The organism is Methylobacterium sp. PvR107 (assembly GCF_017833295.1).
In the GTDB taxonomy this organism is placed as follows: domain Bacteria; phylum Pseudomonadota; class Alphaproteobacteria; order Rhizobiales; family Beijerinckiaceae; genus Methylobacterium.
Genome location: NZ_JAFIBW010000001.1, coordinates 6,212,847 through 6,226,376 on the forward strand (window position 1 = coordinate 6,212,847; position 13,530 = coordinate 6,226,376).

General features: G+C 72.3%; 13 protein-coding genes, 1 pseudogene and 2 riboswitches. Of the genes and pseudogenes, 6 read left to right on the top strand and 8 right to left on the bottom strand.

The features are described 5' to 3' along the window. Positions 1-600 precede the first annotated feature (600 nt). The 6 genes from JOE48_RS29430 to JOE48_RS29455 all read right to left on the bottom strand — a co-directional run bounded on the left by JOE48_RS29430 (position 601) and on the right by JOE48_RS29455 (position 7,939). A complete protein-coding gene (locus tag JOE48_RS29430) occupies positions 601-2,307 on the bottom strand; it encodes a DEAD/DEAH box helicase (RefSeq protein ID WP_210035286.1) in 1,707 nt (568 codons plus the stop codon). A gap of 9 nt (positions 2,308-2,316) precedes the next feature. Beyond that, on the bottom strand, positions 2,317-3,105 hold the full coding sequence (gene cobF, locus JOE48_RS29435) for a precorrin-6A synthase (deacetylating) (protein WP_210035288.1): 789 nt from the start codon (positions 3,103-3,105) through the stop codon (positions 2,317-2,319). 48 nt (positions 3,106-3,153) lie between these two features. Beyond that, positions 3,154-4,092, bottom strand: a complete 939-nt coding sequence (locus JOE48_RS29440) for an ornithine cyclodeaminase family protein (RefSeq protein ID WP_210035290.1) — start codon at positions 4,090-4,092, stop codon at positions 3,154-3,156. A gap of 126 nt (positions 4,093-4,218) precedes the next feature. Next, on the bottom strand, positions 4,219-5,340 hold the full coding sequence (locus tag JOE48_RS29445) for a DSD1 family PLP-dependent enzyme (protein ID WP_210035297.1): 1,122 nt from the start codon (positions 5,338-5,340) through the stop codon (positions 4,219-4,221). A gap of 42 nt (positions 5,341-5,382) precedes the next feature. Then, positions 5,383-6,522, bottom strand: coding sequence for a pyridoxal-phosphate dependent enzyme (locus JOE48_RS29450; RefSeq protein WP_210035298.1), 1,140 nt, complete (start codon positions 6,520-6,522; stop codon positions 5,383-5,385). A 130-nt stretch (positions 6,523-6,652) separates the two neighbouring features. Beyond that, positions 6,653-7,939, bottom strand: coding sequence for a D-amino acid dehydrogenase (locus tag JOE48_RS29455; protein ID WP_210035299.1), 1,287 nt, complete (start codon positions 7,937-7,939; stop codon positions 6,653-6,655). 64 nt (positions 7,940-8,003) lie between these two features. Next, positions 8,004-8,113, bottom strand: a riboswitch (glycine riboswitch). Positions 8,114-8,116: 3 nt separating this feature from the next. Continuing rightward, a riboswitch (glycine riboswitch) is annotated at positions 8,117-8,218 on the bottom strand. Between the two features lie 150 nt (positions 8,219-8,368). Between JOE48_RS29455 and JOE48_RS29460 the strand changes: the two genes are divergently transcribed. The 4 genes from JOE48_RS29460 (at position 8,369) to JOE48_RS29475 (ending at position 10,737) form a co-directional block, all read left to right on the top strand. Then, positions 8,369-8,704: a hypothetical protein gene (locus tag JOE48_RS29460; RefSeq protein ID WP_210035305.1), complete on the top strand. Its 336-nt coding sequence runs from the start codon at positions 8,369-8,371 to the stop codon at positions 8,702-8,704. A 346-nt stretch (positions 8,705-9,050) separates the two neighbouring features. Next, positions 9,051-9,419, top strand: a complete 369-nt coding sequence (locus JOE48_RS29465) for a hypothetical protein (protein WP_210035307.1) — start codon at positions 9,051-9,053, stop codon at positions 9,417-9,419. 323 nt (positions 9,420-9,742) lie between these two features. Next, positions 9,743-9,991: a hypothetical protein gene (locus JOE48_RS29470; RefSeq protein ID WP_210035308.1), complete on the top strand. Its 249-nt coding sequence runs from the start codon at positions 9,743-9,745 to the stop codon at positions 9,989-9,991. A gap of 140 nt (positions 9,992-10,131) precedes the next feature. After that, positions 10,132-10,737 carry a glutathione S-transferase gene (locus tag JOE48_RS29475; protein WP_210035310.1) on the top strand — a complete coding sequence of 202 codons (606 nt, stop codon included), beginning with the start codon at positions 10,132-10,134 and terminating at the stop codon, positions 10,735-10,737. Between the two features lie 21 nt (positions 10,738-10,758). On the opposite strand, the gene JOE48_RS29480 is transcribed toward JOE48_RS29475, so the two are convergent. Both JOE48_RS29480 and argE read right to left on the bottom strand, forming a co-directional pair. After that, positions 10,759-11,232: a DoxX family membrane protein gene (locus tag JOE48_RS29480; protein ID WP_210035312.1), complete on the bottom strand. Its 474-nt coding sequence runs from the start codon at positions 11,230-11,232 to the stop codon at positions 10,759-10,761. A gap of 98 nt (positions 11,233-11,330) precedes the next feature. Further along, complete coding sequence (gene argE / locus JOE48_RS29485) at positions 11,331-12,545, bottom strand: acetylornithine deacetylase (protein ID WP_210035314.1); 1,215 nt, start codon at positions 12,543-12,545, stop codon at positions 11,331-11,333. A 176-nt stretch (positions 12,546-12,721) separates the two neighbouring features. Between argE and JOE48_RS29490 the strand changes: the two genes are divergently transcribed. Both JOE48_RS29490 and JOE48_RS29495 read left to right on the top strand, forming a co-directional pair. Then, positions 12,722-13,027 (top strand): hypothetical protein, encoded by a 306-nt coding sequence (locus JOE48_RS29490; RefSeq protein ID WP_210035316.1) that lies wholly within the window; start codon positions 12,722-12,724, stop codon positions 13,025-13,027. Between the two features lie 61 nt (positions 13,028-13,088). Beyond that, positions 13,089-13,495, top strand: a pseudogene (locus JOE48_RS29495) (GlcG/HbpS family heme-binding protein). Positions 13,496-13,530 lie beyond the last annotated feature (35 nt).

Consider the following 13,530-nt stretch of genomic DNA (forward strand, 5'->3'; position numbering starts at 1 on the left):
GGCCGATCGCGCGCAGTCCACGCGGGTCAGAATCCGCGCAGCCGACGGCGCTGGGCGGGCGAGCGTGACCGGCTCGCGGGGAGGGGCGCCGGACCGCCCTCGCCCGATCCGGCTGGCGGGAACCAGTCGATGGTCCGCGGTCATCACCGCCCGTGGCGATACCGCAACCTGCCGCATCCGGACTGGAGGCCCGCTCGACTTCCGGGGGTCGATATCTCAAGGGCGCCGATTTCCCCGATCACGCCGGGTCCGGCTCGAGCTCTTCGATCATGTTCTATTTTTAACCTCTATTTGTTCTCGATGTGGCCGCTCTGTTCCGGACTCGAAGCCACCCACGCCTCTCCATCCATAATTCGCATAAGATATATTATGGAATATGATCGTTGTGCCGGGACGGCGAGGGGGTGCGGTATGCCAGTTTAGCCGCCAGCTGGCGAGCCTTCGGTACATGCCACTTCGTACCGCGTCCGGTTCCGAGCGGCACGATCTCCAGGGCACATGACTTCGACGTTGCCGGACGCGATGCCCCGATCGCGGCCCGATCGGGCGAGGGCGGTCCGAGCCCCCTCCCCGCGGGCGGCTTGCGCCAGCCATACGGTCTCACGCGGCGCGGCTCGCCAGGCGGCACACATCGCCGAGGATCCGGCCGTCCTGCGTCCGACACTCGATGTGCTCCGACAGCCGGCCGGGCCGGACCCGGATCGCCGCGGGCCGGGCCAGGAGCGCGGCGCGCTCCAGGAACTCCGCGGCGCTCATCGGCGCGTCCCGGCCGCCACCGAGGCCACGCCACCAGGACACCGCCTTCTCCCGCTCGTAGCCGCTGCGCTCGGGCCGCAGGCGGACGCGCCACGCCGCCTCGGCGGGGCCGTCCCGCCAGCCGAGGACGAGGTCGAGCCCGTCCGGCGCTGCCTCCAGATCCAGGGCCGTGACCGGATGCCAGCTGGCCTCGTGCCAGCCGGTCTCCGCTGGGGCAGGGCCCGCCGGCTCGGGGCCGGGCAGCCCGGGATCCGCCGAGAGGATCGCCAGTTCGTCGTCGGCGGCGGCCTCGTGCGGGGCCTCGGTGTCCGCGTCCGCCTCCGGCTCGGTCCAGCACGCCTCGCAGGTGGAGGCGTTCAGCGCGATCAGGGCGCCGCAGCCGGGGCAGGGCTTGGCGCGTGGGGCCCCTGCCCCGCCCAGTCCCTGGGTGGCGCTCCGGACCGTCACGGCGTCCACGGGCCCGTGCATCCGCACCAGACCGGCATAGTCGAGGATCAGCGCGTCGGCCTTGCCGGGCGCGCAGCGCAGCGCCCGGCCGACCTGCTGCACGTAGAGGCCGGTGCTGCGGGTCGGGCGCAGCAGCGCCACGAGATCGACCTCGGGCACGTTGAAGCCGGTGCCGAGCACACCGACCGAGGTCAGGCAGCGGATCTGTCCGGCCCGGAACGCCGCCACGATCCGGTCGCGCTCCCGGCGGGGCGTCTCGCCCGAGACGCTCTCGCAGGAATACCCCTCCGCCCGCACCGCGTCGCGCACGGCGTCCGCATGGGCGAGCCCGGCGCAGAAGGCGAGCCAGGCCCGGCGGGCGCGCCCGTATTCCGCGAGTTCCGCGACCGCCGCCCGGGTGATCCAGTCGCGGTTGACCGCCGCCTCCAGCTCGCCCGGGATGTAGTCGCCCCCGCGCCGGCCGACGCCCGAGACGTCGAGCTGGGTGAGCGTCGCCTTGGAGACGAGGGGCGCCAGGAAGCCGCCCCGGATCAGCGTGAACGTGTCGGCCTCGTAGGCGATGCCGGAGAAGAGCCGGTGCTCGCCTTCGTCGAGGCGGCCCGAATCGAGGCGGTAAGGCGTGGCGGTGAAGCCCGTTACCCGCAGCCCGGGGGTCCGCGCGCGCAGTCCCGCCAGGAAGCGGCCGTAGCGGGTGTCGGCGGCGCGGGGGATCAGGTGGGCCTCGTCGACGATCACGAGATCACGCGGGCCGATCGCGTCGAGCCGGTCGGCCACCGACTGGATGCCGCAGACCAGCACCTGTGCTCCGGCCTCCCGCCGCCCGAGCCCGGCGGAGAAGATCCCGGCCGGCGCCTCCGGCCAGGAGCGGGTCAATTCCGCGAAATTCTGGGCGACCAGTTCGCGGCTGTGGGTGACGATCGCCACCCGGGCGAGGGGGTTCTCTTCCAGGGTCTCCCGGGCCAGCGCCGCGATCACGAGCGCCTTGCCGGCCCCGGTGGGCAGCACGATCAGGTGGCCGGGCGCCGCCTCGTCCGCCCCTCCCCGCGCCCAGGCGGCCGAGAGCGCGTCGAGGCTGGCGCGCTGATAGTCCCGCAGGCGCAGCATGGCGGCGGTCTAGCCGGCCGCGCCGGCCCTGTCCGTGGCGGCGCGGTCACGGCGCAGCAGGTAGATGTCCATGATCCAGCCGTGCCGCGCCCGAGCCTCGGCACGGGCCCGGCGGATCTCGTCGCCCGTATCGCCCAGCCGGCCGGAGACCAGGATCTCGTCCGGGCTGCCGAGATAGGCACCCCAATAGATCGTCAGGTCCGGGTCGAGATGCGCGAAGGCCGGATCGCCGTCGAGCATCACCACGACGCTCTCCGCCTCCGCCGGCCAGCCCGCGGCGAGGCGCCGGCCGGTGGTGATCAGCACCGATCCGCCGATGCCGTTCAGCGGAACGCCGTGGCGGGCGGCGAGCACCTGCACGCTCGACAGGCCGGGGACCACCGTGCGGGTGAACGCCATCCGCCCCCGCGCGGCGATGCGGTCGAGGATGCGGAGCACGCTGTCGTAGAGGGCCGGATCGCCCCAGGCGAGGATCGCCCCCACCTCCCCTGCTCCGAGATGCGCGGCGAAGGCCGCCTCCAGCCGCTCGGCCCGGGCCGCGTGCCACGCCGCGACGGTGCTGCCGTAATCGGCCGGGCGGCGCTCCCGGGGCGGGTCGTCCACGGCGACGATCCGGTGGGGCCTTCGGATATGGGCCGCGCAGATCCGGCGGCGGCTCTCGACGAGATCGGCGGTCTCGGCGCGCTTGTCGAGGACGAACACCGCGTCGACATCGGCGAGCGCCCGCACCGCCTGGAGGGTCAGGTGCTCGGGATCGCCCGTGCCGATGCCGATGACCCGGATCTGCCGGTCCTGCATGTGCGGCCCTCCTCCGCCGGGGCGGGGGAGGGCCGGCGCCGGCCTCCCCTACAAGCGCGCGTCGGCTTTGGCGAGGATGGCCCGCGCGATGGTCAGGTCCTGCAGGGCGATGCCGGAGGAATCGAACACGGTGATCTGGTCTGGATCCGTCCGGCCCCCCTCCCCGCTGCGCAACACCTCGCCGATCGCCCGCAGGCCCGCCTGAGCCTGCGCGGAGGCGTGCTGGAACTCGCCGATCGTGCGCGACTGCTGCGGCAGGTCGCAGAACAGGGCCGCCCGCTCCAGCAGGGCGGGGGGCAGCTCCTGCTTGCCCTTTGCGTCCGCGCCCATGGCGGCGACATGCGTGCCGGGGCGGACCCAGGCGGCCTCGAACAGCGGCGCGCGGGCGGGCGTCGCCGTGACGATCACGTCGGCGGCTGCACAGGCCTCCTGCGGCGCGGCCGCCCGCACCTCGAGCCCGGACGCCCCCTGCCCCGCCAGACGCTCACTGAGCCCCGCGACCTTCGCGGAATCCCGGGCGACGACCAGCACCGTCCTGATCGGCAGGACCCGGGCGAGCGCCGCGGCTTCGAACTCCGCTTGGTTGCCGGCCCCGAACAATGCGAGCACCGCCGAATCCGGCCGGGCCAGCACGCTCGCCGCCACCGCATCGGCGGCGGCGGTGCGGTAGGCGTTGACGCGGCCCGCCTCGATCACCGTGTCGATGCGGCCGACATCCTGATCGAACAGCAGGATCACCGAATTGTGCCGTGGCAGGCCCCGGTCCGGGTTGCCGGGCCAGAACGAGCCGACCTTCAGGCCGGCATAGTCGGCGGTCGCACCCGACTTGATCGAGAACCGGTTGGTCGGCTCCGAGCCATGGCCGAGCACCGCCGGGAACAGGGTGGTGCCCGGCGCCACCGCGGCGATCAGCGCCTCCCGAGCCGCCGCGAACGCCATGGCGTGATCGACCAGCGCGGCCGATTCCTCTTCCGAGATGAAGCGCATGGATTCAGGGACCTCCCAAGTCATGGTTTCGATAGGTCTTCGACCTTTCGCGGGTGTCGAGCGAAGCTCGATGTCGGGGCCCTGCCCCGACATCCCGCCAAAGGGCCTCGACCCTTTGGAATCCCGTTACAACGTCATGCCGCGGGCGGTGACAGGCCAGATCGCCTCGACCCGGCCGTTCCGCACGCCCACGTACCAATCGTAGACGTTGACCGTCGGGTCGCAATGGCCGGGGATCAGCTTCAGGCGCTCGTTGAGCTTCAGCACGTTGCCGGGATCGCTGATCACGCCGTGCTCGTCCGAGCACTTGATGTACTCCACGTCGTCCCGGCCGAACACCACCGGCAGGCCGCTGTCGATGCTCTGCGCCTTCAGGCCGGCGTCGCAGACCGCGACATCCGTCTTCGCCTTGCTCATGATCGCCGTGTAGATGAACAGGCTGTTCTCGAAATCCGTGATCGGCCGGCCCTCGGCGTCCTTCACCCGCTGGTAATCCGCGTCCATGAAGACGTAGGAGCCGCATTGCAGCTCGTTGTAGACGCCGCTGCCGCCCTCCATGGCGAAACTGCCGGTGCCGGCCCCCGCCACGATGGCGCAGGCGAGGCCCTCGGCCTTGAGCAGGTCGACGGTACGCCGGGTCTCGTCGATCGCCGTCTGGATCAGGGCCTGGCGCTCGCCGTAGTCGCGCACGTGCTGGGCCTTGCCCTGATAGGCCTGCAGGCCGGCGAAGCTCAGGCCCGGCGCCGCCGCGATTCTTCTGGCGATCGCCAGAGCGGGCTCGCCCGGCGCGACGCCGCAGCGCCCGGCCCCGACATCGATCTCCACGAGGCATTCGAGGGTGACGCCGTACTTCACCGCCGCCGCCGAGAGGTCGTCGACATTGCCGAGGTCGTCGACGCAGACCAGCACCCGCGCCCGGGTGGCGAGCGCCGCGAGGCGCTCGATCTTCTTCGGCGCGGTCACCTGATTGGAGACCAGCACGTCGCGGATGCCGGCACTCACCAGCGCCTCAGCCTCGCTGACCTTCTGGCAGCAGACGCCGCAGGCGCCGCCCCGCTCGATCTGCATCACGGCGATGTCGGACGACTTGTGCGTCTTGGCGTGCGCCCGGTGGCGCAGGCCGCGCTCCTTCATGAAGCGGCCGAGCTTATCGATGTTGCGCTCGAGGGCGTCGAGATCGACCAGCAGGCAGGGGGTGTCGACTTCCTCGACCGACATGCCGACGCTGGCGGGGATGTTGTTGCGCATGGGTGTCTCCTCCGGATCATTGGGTCGGGTCGGCGGGTCCCGTCAGGGGGCGAGGCCCAGGAGTTCGGCGATGCGCGGCGTCGCCTTGATGCCCGTGCCGGTGAGCACCACCACGGTGGTCTCCTCGGGCCGGATCGTACCGCGTGCGGTCAGGTCGGTGAGCGCCGCCGCCGCCATGGCGCAGGTCGGCTCGACGTAGAGGCCCGACCGGGCGAGCTCCATCAGCGCAGTCTCGATCGCCGCCTCGGACACCGCCACGGTGCCGCCGCCGGAGCGGCGGAGCGCCGCCAGCACCTCCCGGCCGCGGACAGGCTGGGCGATCGAGGCGCCCTCGGCGAGCGTCGGGCGCGGGGTGACCGGCACGAAATCCTCGGCGCCCGCCGCGAAGCCCGCATGCAGGGGGGCGCAATGGGCCGGCTGCACCGCGTAGAGCCGCGGCAGGCGGGCGATCTCCCCCCGGCGCAGCAGCTCCGAGAAGCCGATATCGCAGCCGAGGATGTTGCTGCCCGCGCCGCAGGGGATGATGACGGCGTCGGGCGCGGAAAACCCCAGATCCTCCCACAGCTCGTAGGCCAGCGTCTTGGTGCCCTGGAGGAAATGCGCCTGCCAGTTGTGGCTGGCGTAGAAGATTGAGTCCGCTTGGCTGACGGCCGCGTCGGCCGTGTCCTGGCGGGTGCCGGGCACCAGCTCGACCTCCGCGCCGGCGGCCCGCATCTGCACGGTCTTGGCCGGCGAGGTCGAGGCCGGGACCAGGATCTTCGCCCGCATCCCGGCGGCGGCCGCGTAGGTCGCCACCGCGGCGCCGCCGTTCCCGGAGGAATCCTCCAGCACCGCGTCCACCCCCTGCTGGCGCAGGATCGACAGCATCACGGACGCGCCCCGGTCCTTGAAGCTGCCCGAGGGGGCGAACCATTCGAGCTTGAAATGCGCGTGCCCGCCCCGCCAGGGCCGGCGCACCAGCGGGGTGCAGCCCTCCCCGAGGGTCACCGGATCGGAGACCGCCACCGGCAGCGCGGCGGCGTAGCGCCAGAGGGAGCGCTCGGCCGTATCGATCTCCTCGCGATCGATACCGGGAAGGTCGGTGATCATCAGCGGCCCGCCCGTCTCCGAGCGCCAGCGCGGCGTCGCGATCGGGTAGGTCGCCCCGGTGGCGGGGTCGAGATAGGCGGGTGACGGGGGCATCGCGGCTCGGGTTCCGGGGCGGTTCGAAAAGAGAATACAAAATAATGTTGGGCGGCGCGCCCCCCGTCACCGACATGACGGCGCGCCGCGATGTTCGTCAGGGCTCCGCCCTGACAACCCGCCAAGGGCCTCAGGCTGCGAGCGGCAGGATCGCCCGCTCCGGCGCGTGCTCGGCCGCGATCGCCTCGGCGACGAGTTCCGCGGTGGCGCCCGAGAGGGTCCAGCCGAGATGGCCGTGACCGGTGTTGTAGAAGACACCGGGCCGGCGGCCGCGGCCGACCTTGGGCAGCATGTTCGGCAGCATCGGACGCAGGCCGCTCCAGGCCACGACCCGATCGGTGTCGACAAGCGGGAACTGCTCCCGGGTCCAGTCGACCAGCGGCTGGATCCGGTCGTGGCGGATGTCGCGGTTGAAGCCGTTGAACTCGGCGGTCCCGGCGACCCGCAGGCGCTCGTCGCCGAGCCGGCTGGTGACGATCTTGGACGCCTCGTCGAGGATGCTCACCTCGGGCGCCGCCGCCTGCGCCTCCGGGGTCAGCAGGTTCACGGTGATCGAGTAGCCCTTCACCGGGTAGACGTTGACCCGGTCGCCCAGCATGGCGGCGAAGTGCCGGCTGGCGCAGCCCGCGCAGATCACGACCGCGTCGGCCCGCAGGACCTGCGGGAGCTCGGCGGGGCGGCCAGCCGGATGAGCCGTCTGACGGCCCGCCTGCCGCCAGCCGACAGCGTAGCCCCCCTCCCCCGGCGCGATGGTCTCGACGGTGGCATCCTGGACGAAGCGGACGCCCTTGCGGGCGCAGGCCGCGGCGAGGCCCCGGGTGAACTTGTGGATGTCGCCGGTGGCGTCCGAGGGCGTGAAGTAGCCGCCGTGATAGGTGCCGCCGAGCGTCGGCTCGATGGCGCGGATCTCCTCCGGGCTCACGGCGTAGCGCTCCAGGCCGCCCTCCCGCAGCAGCGCGTTGACGGACGTGGCCTTCTCGAAGCTCGCCCGGTCCCGGTAGAAGTGCAGGATGCCGCGGGTCTTCAGGTCGAAGTCGATCCCCTCGGCCTCCGCCATGGCGAACAGGGTTTCCCGGGCCCGCAGCGCCAGCCGCACGGTCTCGACCGTGTTCTCGCGATAATGGGCGATCTCACGAACGAATTCCGCCATCCAGGACAGCTTGTGCCAGGAGGGCTTGGGATTCATCAGCAGCGGCGCGTCCCGGCGCAGCATCCAGCGCAGGCCCTGCATCACCGTGGAGAGCTTGTTCCAGACCTCGGCGTTGCAGGCCGAGAGCTGGCCGCCATTGGCGAAGGAGGTCTCCATGGCGGCGTAGCGCTGCCGGTCGAGGACGGTGACGCGGTAGCCGCGCTGGGCTAGCGCATAGGCGGTCGTCACGCCGGTGATGCCGGCGCCGATCACGGCGATGTGGGTCATGGGTGGGACTCCGGAACGAGGACGCGTGGAGGCCGCCTCAAGCGGTCGGCCGGTTGCGCGCCCCATCTGTCCCGGTGCCTGAGAGCTTGATCCGGCCCCGGCCTGGCGAGGCGAAGCACGGACGTCCCCTTCGGCGGGTGCCCACGGGCTCGCCCGCTGCACCACTCTCCAGATCGCCCTGACGACACGGTTCCGGTGCCTGAGAGTTTCCGGGGCGGTTGCTCCGTCGGCGCCGGGTCCCCTCTCTGGGAAGATCCCGGTCTCTCCCGCATCGTCGCGATGGGCACCTCGGGTTTACGCCGGTCGGCCGCGACGGAAAAGCCCGCCCGCCCCGGCCGCGACCGATTCCGCCGACAGCCGATGCCGGTTGTCACCGCCGGGAGCGATCTCGGCCGTCGTCGGTTGACGGAGGGTTTCAGGGAGCGACGGATGCTGACGCGGACGGCGATCTACGAGGGCACGGTGCGCGACGGCCGCGAGGAGGAGTTCTTCCGCCGGGTCCGGGACGAGCTGGAGCCGTTCTGGCGGCGTTTCCCGGGCGTCACCGCCGTGCGGGTGCAGCGCCTCGTCGCCAAGGACGCCGACGCCCGGCCGATCGCCATGATCCTGGAGATGGACTTCCCCGATCAGGCGGCGCTGGACGCCTGCCTCGCCTCCCCGATCCGCCCGGAATCGCACGCCGCCACCGAGGCGGTGATGCGGATGTTCGAGGGGCGCTTCTATCATCTCGTCAGCGAGGGCCGGACCCTGCCGCCAAGCCATTAGGGCTTGGTGCGGCGACACGGGATCGTTTCCGATAAGATCCCGCGCCGACAGAGACCGGGGCTGCCGCCATTCCCGTGCGTCAGCGGCGCGCTCCTGGGATCGGAAGCCGCGCGCCATCGGACGGGGCGCGGGCCGTGGAGTTCAGGCCCTGGAAAAAAGCCGCTTACCGGTAGCGTTCTCTCAGGGCGCTGAGGCCGTTCGCTCCTATATCGCCGTCTCGGGACGCTGCGTGACAGCCTCTCGAATCCCGGCACCCTGCCGTCGAGGTTGTGCCGGGCGCGCCCATCCGCGTTCGGATCGGACGCGATGGACCCCGACCTCGTCTCAGGACCTCGCAGAGGAGACCATGAACCGACTTCGTCATGCGGTGCTCGCACCGGCGCTGATCCTCGGCCTCGCCTCGGGGGCAGCCCACGCGTCGAACCGATTCGATGGGGCTTGGTCGGTCGTGGCGATGGCTGAGAGCGGGACCTGCACAGGGCCCTATCGCTACCCGATCGTGATCCGGGACGGACAGGTGGATGAGGCCGGGGACAACGGCGTTGATGCCGCCGGCCACGCCGGAGAGGATGGCCGGATCACCGGCACAATCCGCAGGGGCCTCGCCAACGTCGCCGTGTCCGGCCGCCTCAGGGGAGCCGCGGGACGCGGGCGCTGGACGCTCTCCGGTCTGGGCTCGTGCTCAGGGCGCTGGACGGCCCGCCGCACGGGGTAGCGCGGCCCGGAGGTCGGAGCCGCCGCGTCGGATGCGAGCCCGGCCCGATCCGGTCGCGCCCGGGAGCGCCGCCTGCCGCCTGCCGCCTGCCGCCTGCCGCCTGCCGCCTGCCGCCTGCCGCCTGCCGCCTGCCGCCTGCGCCGTGGCGCTATGCAAGCCAAGTCAATACAGAATGTGTATTTACCGGCTATAAACCTCGATCAATAGATTATTCCAGCGTTACAGCAAATCTCGGCACGGTCGCTCCAGCCGCGCCAACTCCTTAAGAGTCTCGGATCAGCTTTTGCCGACACGAGGCAATTTCGATTCTGGCAGGCGGCGCGATGGCGAAGTGGATACCCGGCGCGGCCGTCTTCGGCCTGCTGTGCCTGATGATCATCCCGGCGCCGGGGATCTGGGGCGTGCTGATCGGGGCCGCCTGCGTGCTGGCGATCGTCGGCAGCCTGTGCATGCTTCTCCTGGACCGGGTGGCCAGCCGCTTCCTGGTCTGGCGCGAGCGGGCCAAGCAGGGTCGCCGGGTCCGGTCGCGGGTGGTCCATGCCGGCTCCGGGATGACGCGCAGGGTCTCGTGACGAAGATCGCGTGACGCACAGGATTCGACGACGCGGCGGCGGGCCGCCCGGGGCTGGATTCGGCGGGGTATCGGTGCAAGGTCCCGGCGCCACGATCACGGCGCCATGATCCCGGCGCCGAGACCAACCGGGACGGTCCGATGAAGCTCCTCTACTCCCCCGCCTCTCCCTATGCCCGCAAGGTGCTGGTTCTCGCCCACGAGACCGGGTTGATCGACCGGATCGCCGTCACCGCCGCCGGAGCCTCGCCGACCGGCTCGGCGCCGGAGGTCGCCGCCCACAACCCCCTGGGCAAGATCCCGGCCCTGGTGCTGGAGGACGGCATCGCCCTCTACGACAGCCGGGTGATCTGCGAGTATCTCGACGGTCTCTCGGCCGGGCCGCGCCTGTTCCCCGAAGGACCCGCCCGCTGGGACGCGCTGACCCGGCAGGCGCTCGCCGACGGCCTGCTCGATGCGGCGCTGCTGACCCGCTACGAGCGCGTGCTGCGCCCGGAACCGCAGCGCTGGGACGCCTGGGAGGCCGGCCAGATCGGCAAGATCCGGTCGGCTCTGGACCGGTTCGAGACCCTGGTCGCCGGGATGCCGCCGCTGGATATCGGCACCGTCGCGCTGGCCTGCGCGGTCGGCTACCTCGATCTGCGCTTCCCCGACCTCGCGTGGCGCGAGAGCCGTCCGGCCATCGCCGCGTGGTACGCGGAGTTCGAGCGCCGGCCGTCGATGGTAGCCACCGTCCCGAAGGGCTGAGGATCCCGCCCTCGGGCCCGGCTACGGCCGGGTCCTTTCGGCGGTCGCGTAGGGGTTCGTGGAGCCCAGCGGGTCGGCGAAGAAAGTCTCCACCGTCCCGGCGCCCGTGCCGAAGGTGATGAGCAGGAAGCCGCCCGCGAGCGCGAAGTTCTTCAGGAAGTCCCAGAACAACGCGCGGCCCTTGCCGCCGGCCCGGAAGTCGCCCGGCACCCAGAACTGCTTCCACAGGAGCGCGGTGACGCCGCAATAGCCGGCCATCACGAAGGCGGCCGCCCGGTCGGCGGTGCCGGTCAGGATGCAGAGCGACATCCCGATCTCCACGCAGAGGCCGGTCAGGATCAGCGCCGTGGCGGGGGCCGTGGCGTGCACGGCCTCCCGCGCCTGGCCGACCGCGCCCCTGAAGTTCAGGATCTTGTCGAGCGCGCTGAACGGCAGGAACAGCAGAACCAGGAGCAGGCGGGTGCCGAACGCGATCGCGACGCTGAGGCTGGCCATGCGCTGAGACGACTCCCGACCCGGCCCGCTTCGGGCCGCTGTTCCAAGCCGCGAGCGGCGCAAAGGTTTCTTCCCCCGCACCCGCGCGGCGGCGCGCCTCAGCCCCGGCAGTCCCGGATCAGCCGCCGCACGAAGCCCGCGCAGGCGTCCAGCTCGTCCCGGGTCACGTACTCGTCGGCCTTGTGGGCGCGGGCGATGGAGCCGGGGCCGATCACCACGGCGGGCACGCCGCCGAGCCGCTCGAACAGCCCGCCCTCGGTGCCGTACGAGACCTTGGCGTGGCCGTTCCGGCCGGCGAGCCGCTTGGCCAGGGTCACGATCGGCGCCTCCGGGTCGGTGTCGAGGCCCGGATAGTCGATCAGCGGCTCGACCGTGACGCCGCACGCCGCGTCGACCGCCCGCATCAGCGGCGCCAGGGTGTCGGTGGCGTAGGCGATGGCCGCGGCCGCCAGCGCCGCGGCATCGTCCGCGCCGATCGCCCGGTACTCGAAGCTGACGCTGCAGGTGTCGGGCACGATGTTGAGGGCCGTGCCGCCCTGCACCACGCTCGACAGGCCGGTGGTGTGGGGCACGTCGTAGAGCGGGTCGCGGGTACCGTCCCGGGCGAGCGCCTCCGCGGACAGGCGGACATGCTCGATGAAGCGGGCGGCATATTCCACCGCGTTGACGCCCTGGGGCGCCAGGGCCGAATGGCTGGCCCTGCCCCGGAAGGTGAGGCGGGCAGCCGACTTGCCCTTGTGGCCGACAACCACCGCCATCCCGGTGGGCTCGCCCACGAAGCAGCCGAGCGGGCGGGGAACGCAGGCCAGCATCCGGTCGATCAGCGGCCGCACCCCGAGGCAGCCCACTTCCTCGTCGTACGAGATCGCGAGGTGGATCGGGGTGGCGAGCTCCGCCGCAACCATCTCGGGCAGGAGCGCGAGGCAGACCGCCAGGAACCCCTTCATGTCGGAGGTGCCGCGCCCGTAGAGACGGCCCTCGGCCTCCCGCAGGATGAACGGGTCCGACGACCAGGGCTGGCCCTCGGCCGGCACCACGTCACTGTGGCCGGAGAGCACGTAGCCGGGCCGGCTCGCGAACGGACCGACGCTGACGAGGAGCGCCGCCTTCCGCCCGGTCGGGTCGCCGACGCGCTCCACCGCGGCGCCGTGGCGGCGGCAATAGGCCTCCGCCCAGTCGATCAGCGGCAGGTTCGAGCGGGCACTCACCGTGTCGAAGGCGACGAGCCTCTCCAGCAGCGCCACCGGATCGGGCGCATCGGCGGGCGGCGGGGCGGCGTTCGGTTCGGGCTCTGTCGGTCCGGGTTCTGGCATGGGCGGTTCGCGCTCGAAGCGTCTCGGGGCAGGCGTCCGGCTTCCTACGAGGTTTTCGCCGATCCGGGCATCCCGGGAAACGCCTCGCCCGTCCGGCGGGTCCAAAAACTGCCGGAACCCGAGAGGCGTCCACGGCGTAGCTGCCGGTGAAGGCCCCTCCCCGACGAGCCCGAACCATGCGCGCCGGTCCGAACGCGATCCCCGCGATCCTGCTCCTCACCGCCGCGATGCTGGCGAGCGGCCCGGCCGGGGCGCGTCCGCATCCCGGCCGCCACCCCGGGCCGGCCTCCGGGTCCGACATGGACCGGACCCTGGCCCGCATGGCCGCGCGCGACCGGCTCCGGGGCTGGCAGGCGGGTCGGCAGCAGAGATGGCCGCGCGCGCCGGTCTTCGCGCCGGCCACCCGGGAGCGGGTCGCGGCCCCACCCTTCACGGGCTGGGGCTACGGCGGCACGATTCCCGGCGCCTGGCCCGGATTCTGAGCCGCCGGATGTCCCGGGCCATGCCCGAATCCCCCCGTCCGGCCCGCTTCATGATCGCACCATGACGACCAGTCCTCCCGCCGCCACCCGCCCCGTCCCGCAGCTCACCCATGCGGCCGCGCTGGCCGCCCTGCAGGCGGCCGTCGCCCACGCGGAGGCGATCGGGGTGCCGGAGAACGTGGCTGTGGTGGACCAGGGGGGCAACCTGCTGGCCTTCCTGCGCATGGACGGCGCCAAGCTCCTGTCCCGCGAGAGCGCGCTGGCCAAGGCGGTGACCGCCGCCTCCGACGGCTCACCAACCTCCCGGGCGGCCTGCCGATCCTGATCGACGGCACCTGCCTCGGGGGCATCGGAGTCGGCTCGGGGACCAGCGACCAGGACGTGGCGGTGGCCCGCGCCGCCCTGCGGGCGATCGGCGCGCAAGATCCGGATGGGCAGGCTCGGGGCGCGGCCGGCCCGGAGCCCTGATCCGCCTCGACCCCGGTCCGGCACCCTGCCATGGT

What these genes read in the sequence shown, in the direction of transcription:
- JOE48_RS29430 (WP_210035286.1), bottom strand. Translation starts at nt 2,307, where the DNA reads ATGCTGCGCCTGCGGGACTATCAGCGCGCCAGCCTCGACGCGCTCTCG.
- JOE48_RS29470 (WP_210035308.1), top strand. Translation starts at nt 9,743, where the DNA reads ATGGCGAAGTGGATACCCGGCGCGGCCGTCTTCGGCCTGCTGTGCCTG.
- JOE48_RS29440 (WP_210035290.1), bottom strand. Translation starts at nt 4,092, where the DNA reads ATGCGCTTCATCTCGGAAGAGGAATCGGCCGCGCTGGTCGATCACGCC.
- JOE48_RS29460 (WP_210035305.1), top strand. Translation starts at nt 8,369, where the DNA reads ATGCTGACGCGGACGGCGATCTACGAGGGCACGGTGCGCGACGGCCGC.
- JOE48_RS29480 (WP_210035312.1), bottom strand. Translation starts at nt 11,232, where the DNA reads ATGGCCAGCCTCAGCGTCGCGATCGCGTTCGGCACCCGCCTGCTCCTG.
- JOE48_RS29445 (WP_210035297.1), bottom strand. Translation starts at nt 5,340, where the DNA reads ATGCGCAACAACATCCCCGCCAGCGTCGGCATGTCGGTCGAGGAAGTC.
- JOE48_RS29465 (WP_210035307.1), top strand. Translation starts at nt 9,051, where the DNA reads ATGAACCGACTTCGTCATGCGGTGCTCGCACCGGCGCTGATCCTCGGC.
- JOE48_RS29455 (WP_210035299.1), bottom strand. Translation starts at nt 7,939, where the DNA reads ATGACCCACATCGCCGTGATCGGCGCCGGCATCACCGGCGTGACGACC.
- argE (WP_210035314.1), bottom strand. Translation starts at nt 12,545, where the DNA reads ATGCCAGAACCCGGACCGACAGAGCCCGAACCGAACGCCGCCCCGCCG.
- JOE48_RS29450 (WP_210035298.1), bottom strand. Translation starts at nt 6,522, where the DNA reads ATGCCCCCGTCACCCGCCTATCTCGACCCCGCCACCGGGGCGACCTAC.
- JOE48_RS29475 (WP_210035310.1), top strand. Translation starts at nt 10,132, where the DNA reads ATGAAGCTCCTCTACTCCCCCGCCTCTCCCTATGCCCGCAAGGTGCTG.
- cobF (WP_210035288.1), bottom strand. Translation starts at nt 3,105, where the DNA reads ATGCAGGACCGGCAGATCCGGGTCATCGGCATCGGCACGGGCGATCCC.
- JOE48_RS29490 (WP_210035316.1), top strand. Translation starts at nt 12,722, where the DNA reads ATGCGCGCCGGTCCGAACGCGATCCCCGCGATCCTGCTCCTCACCGCC.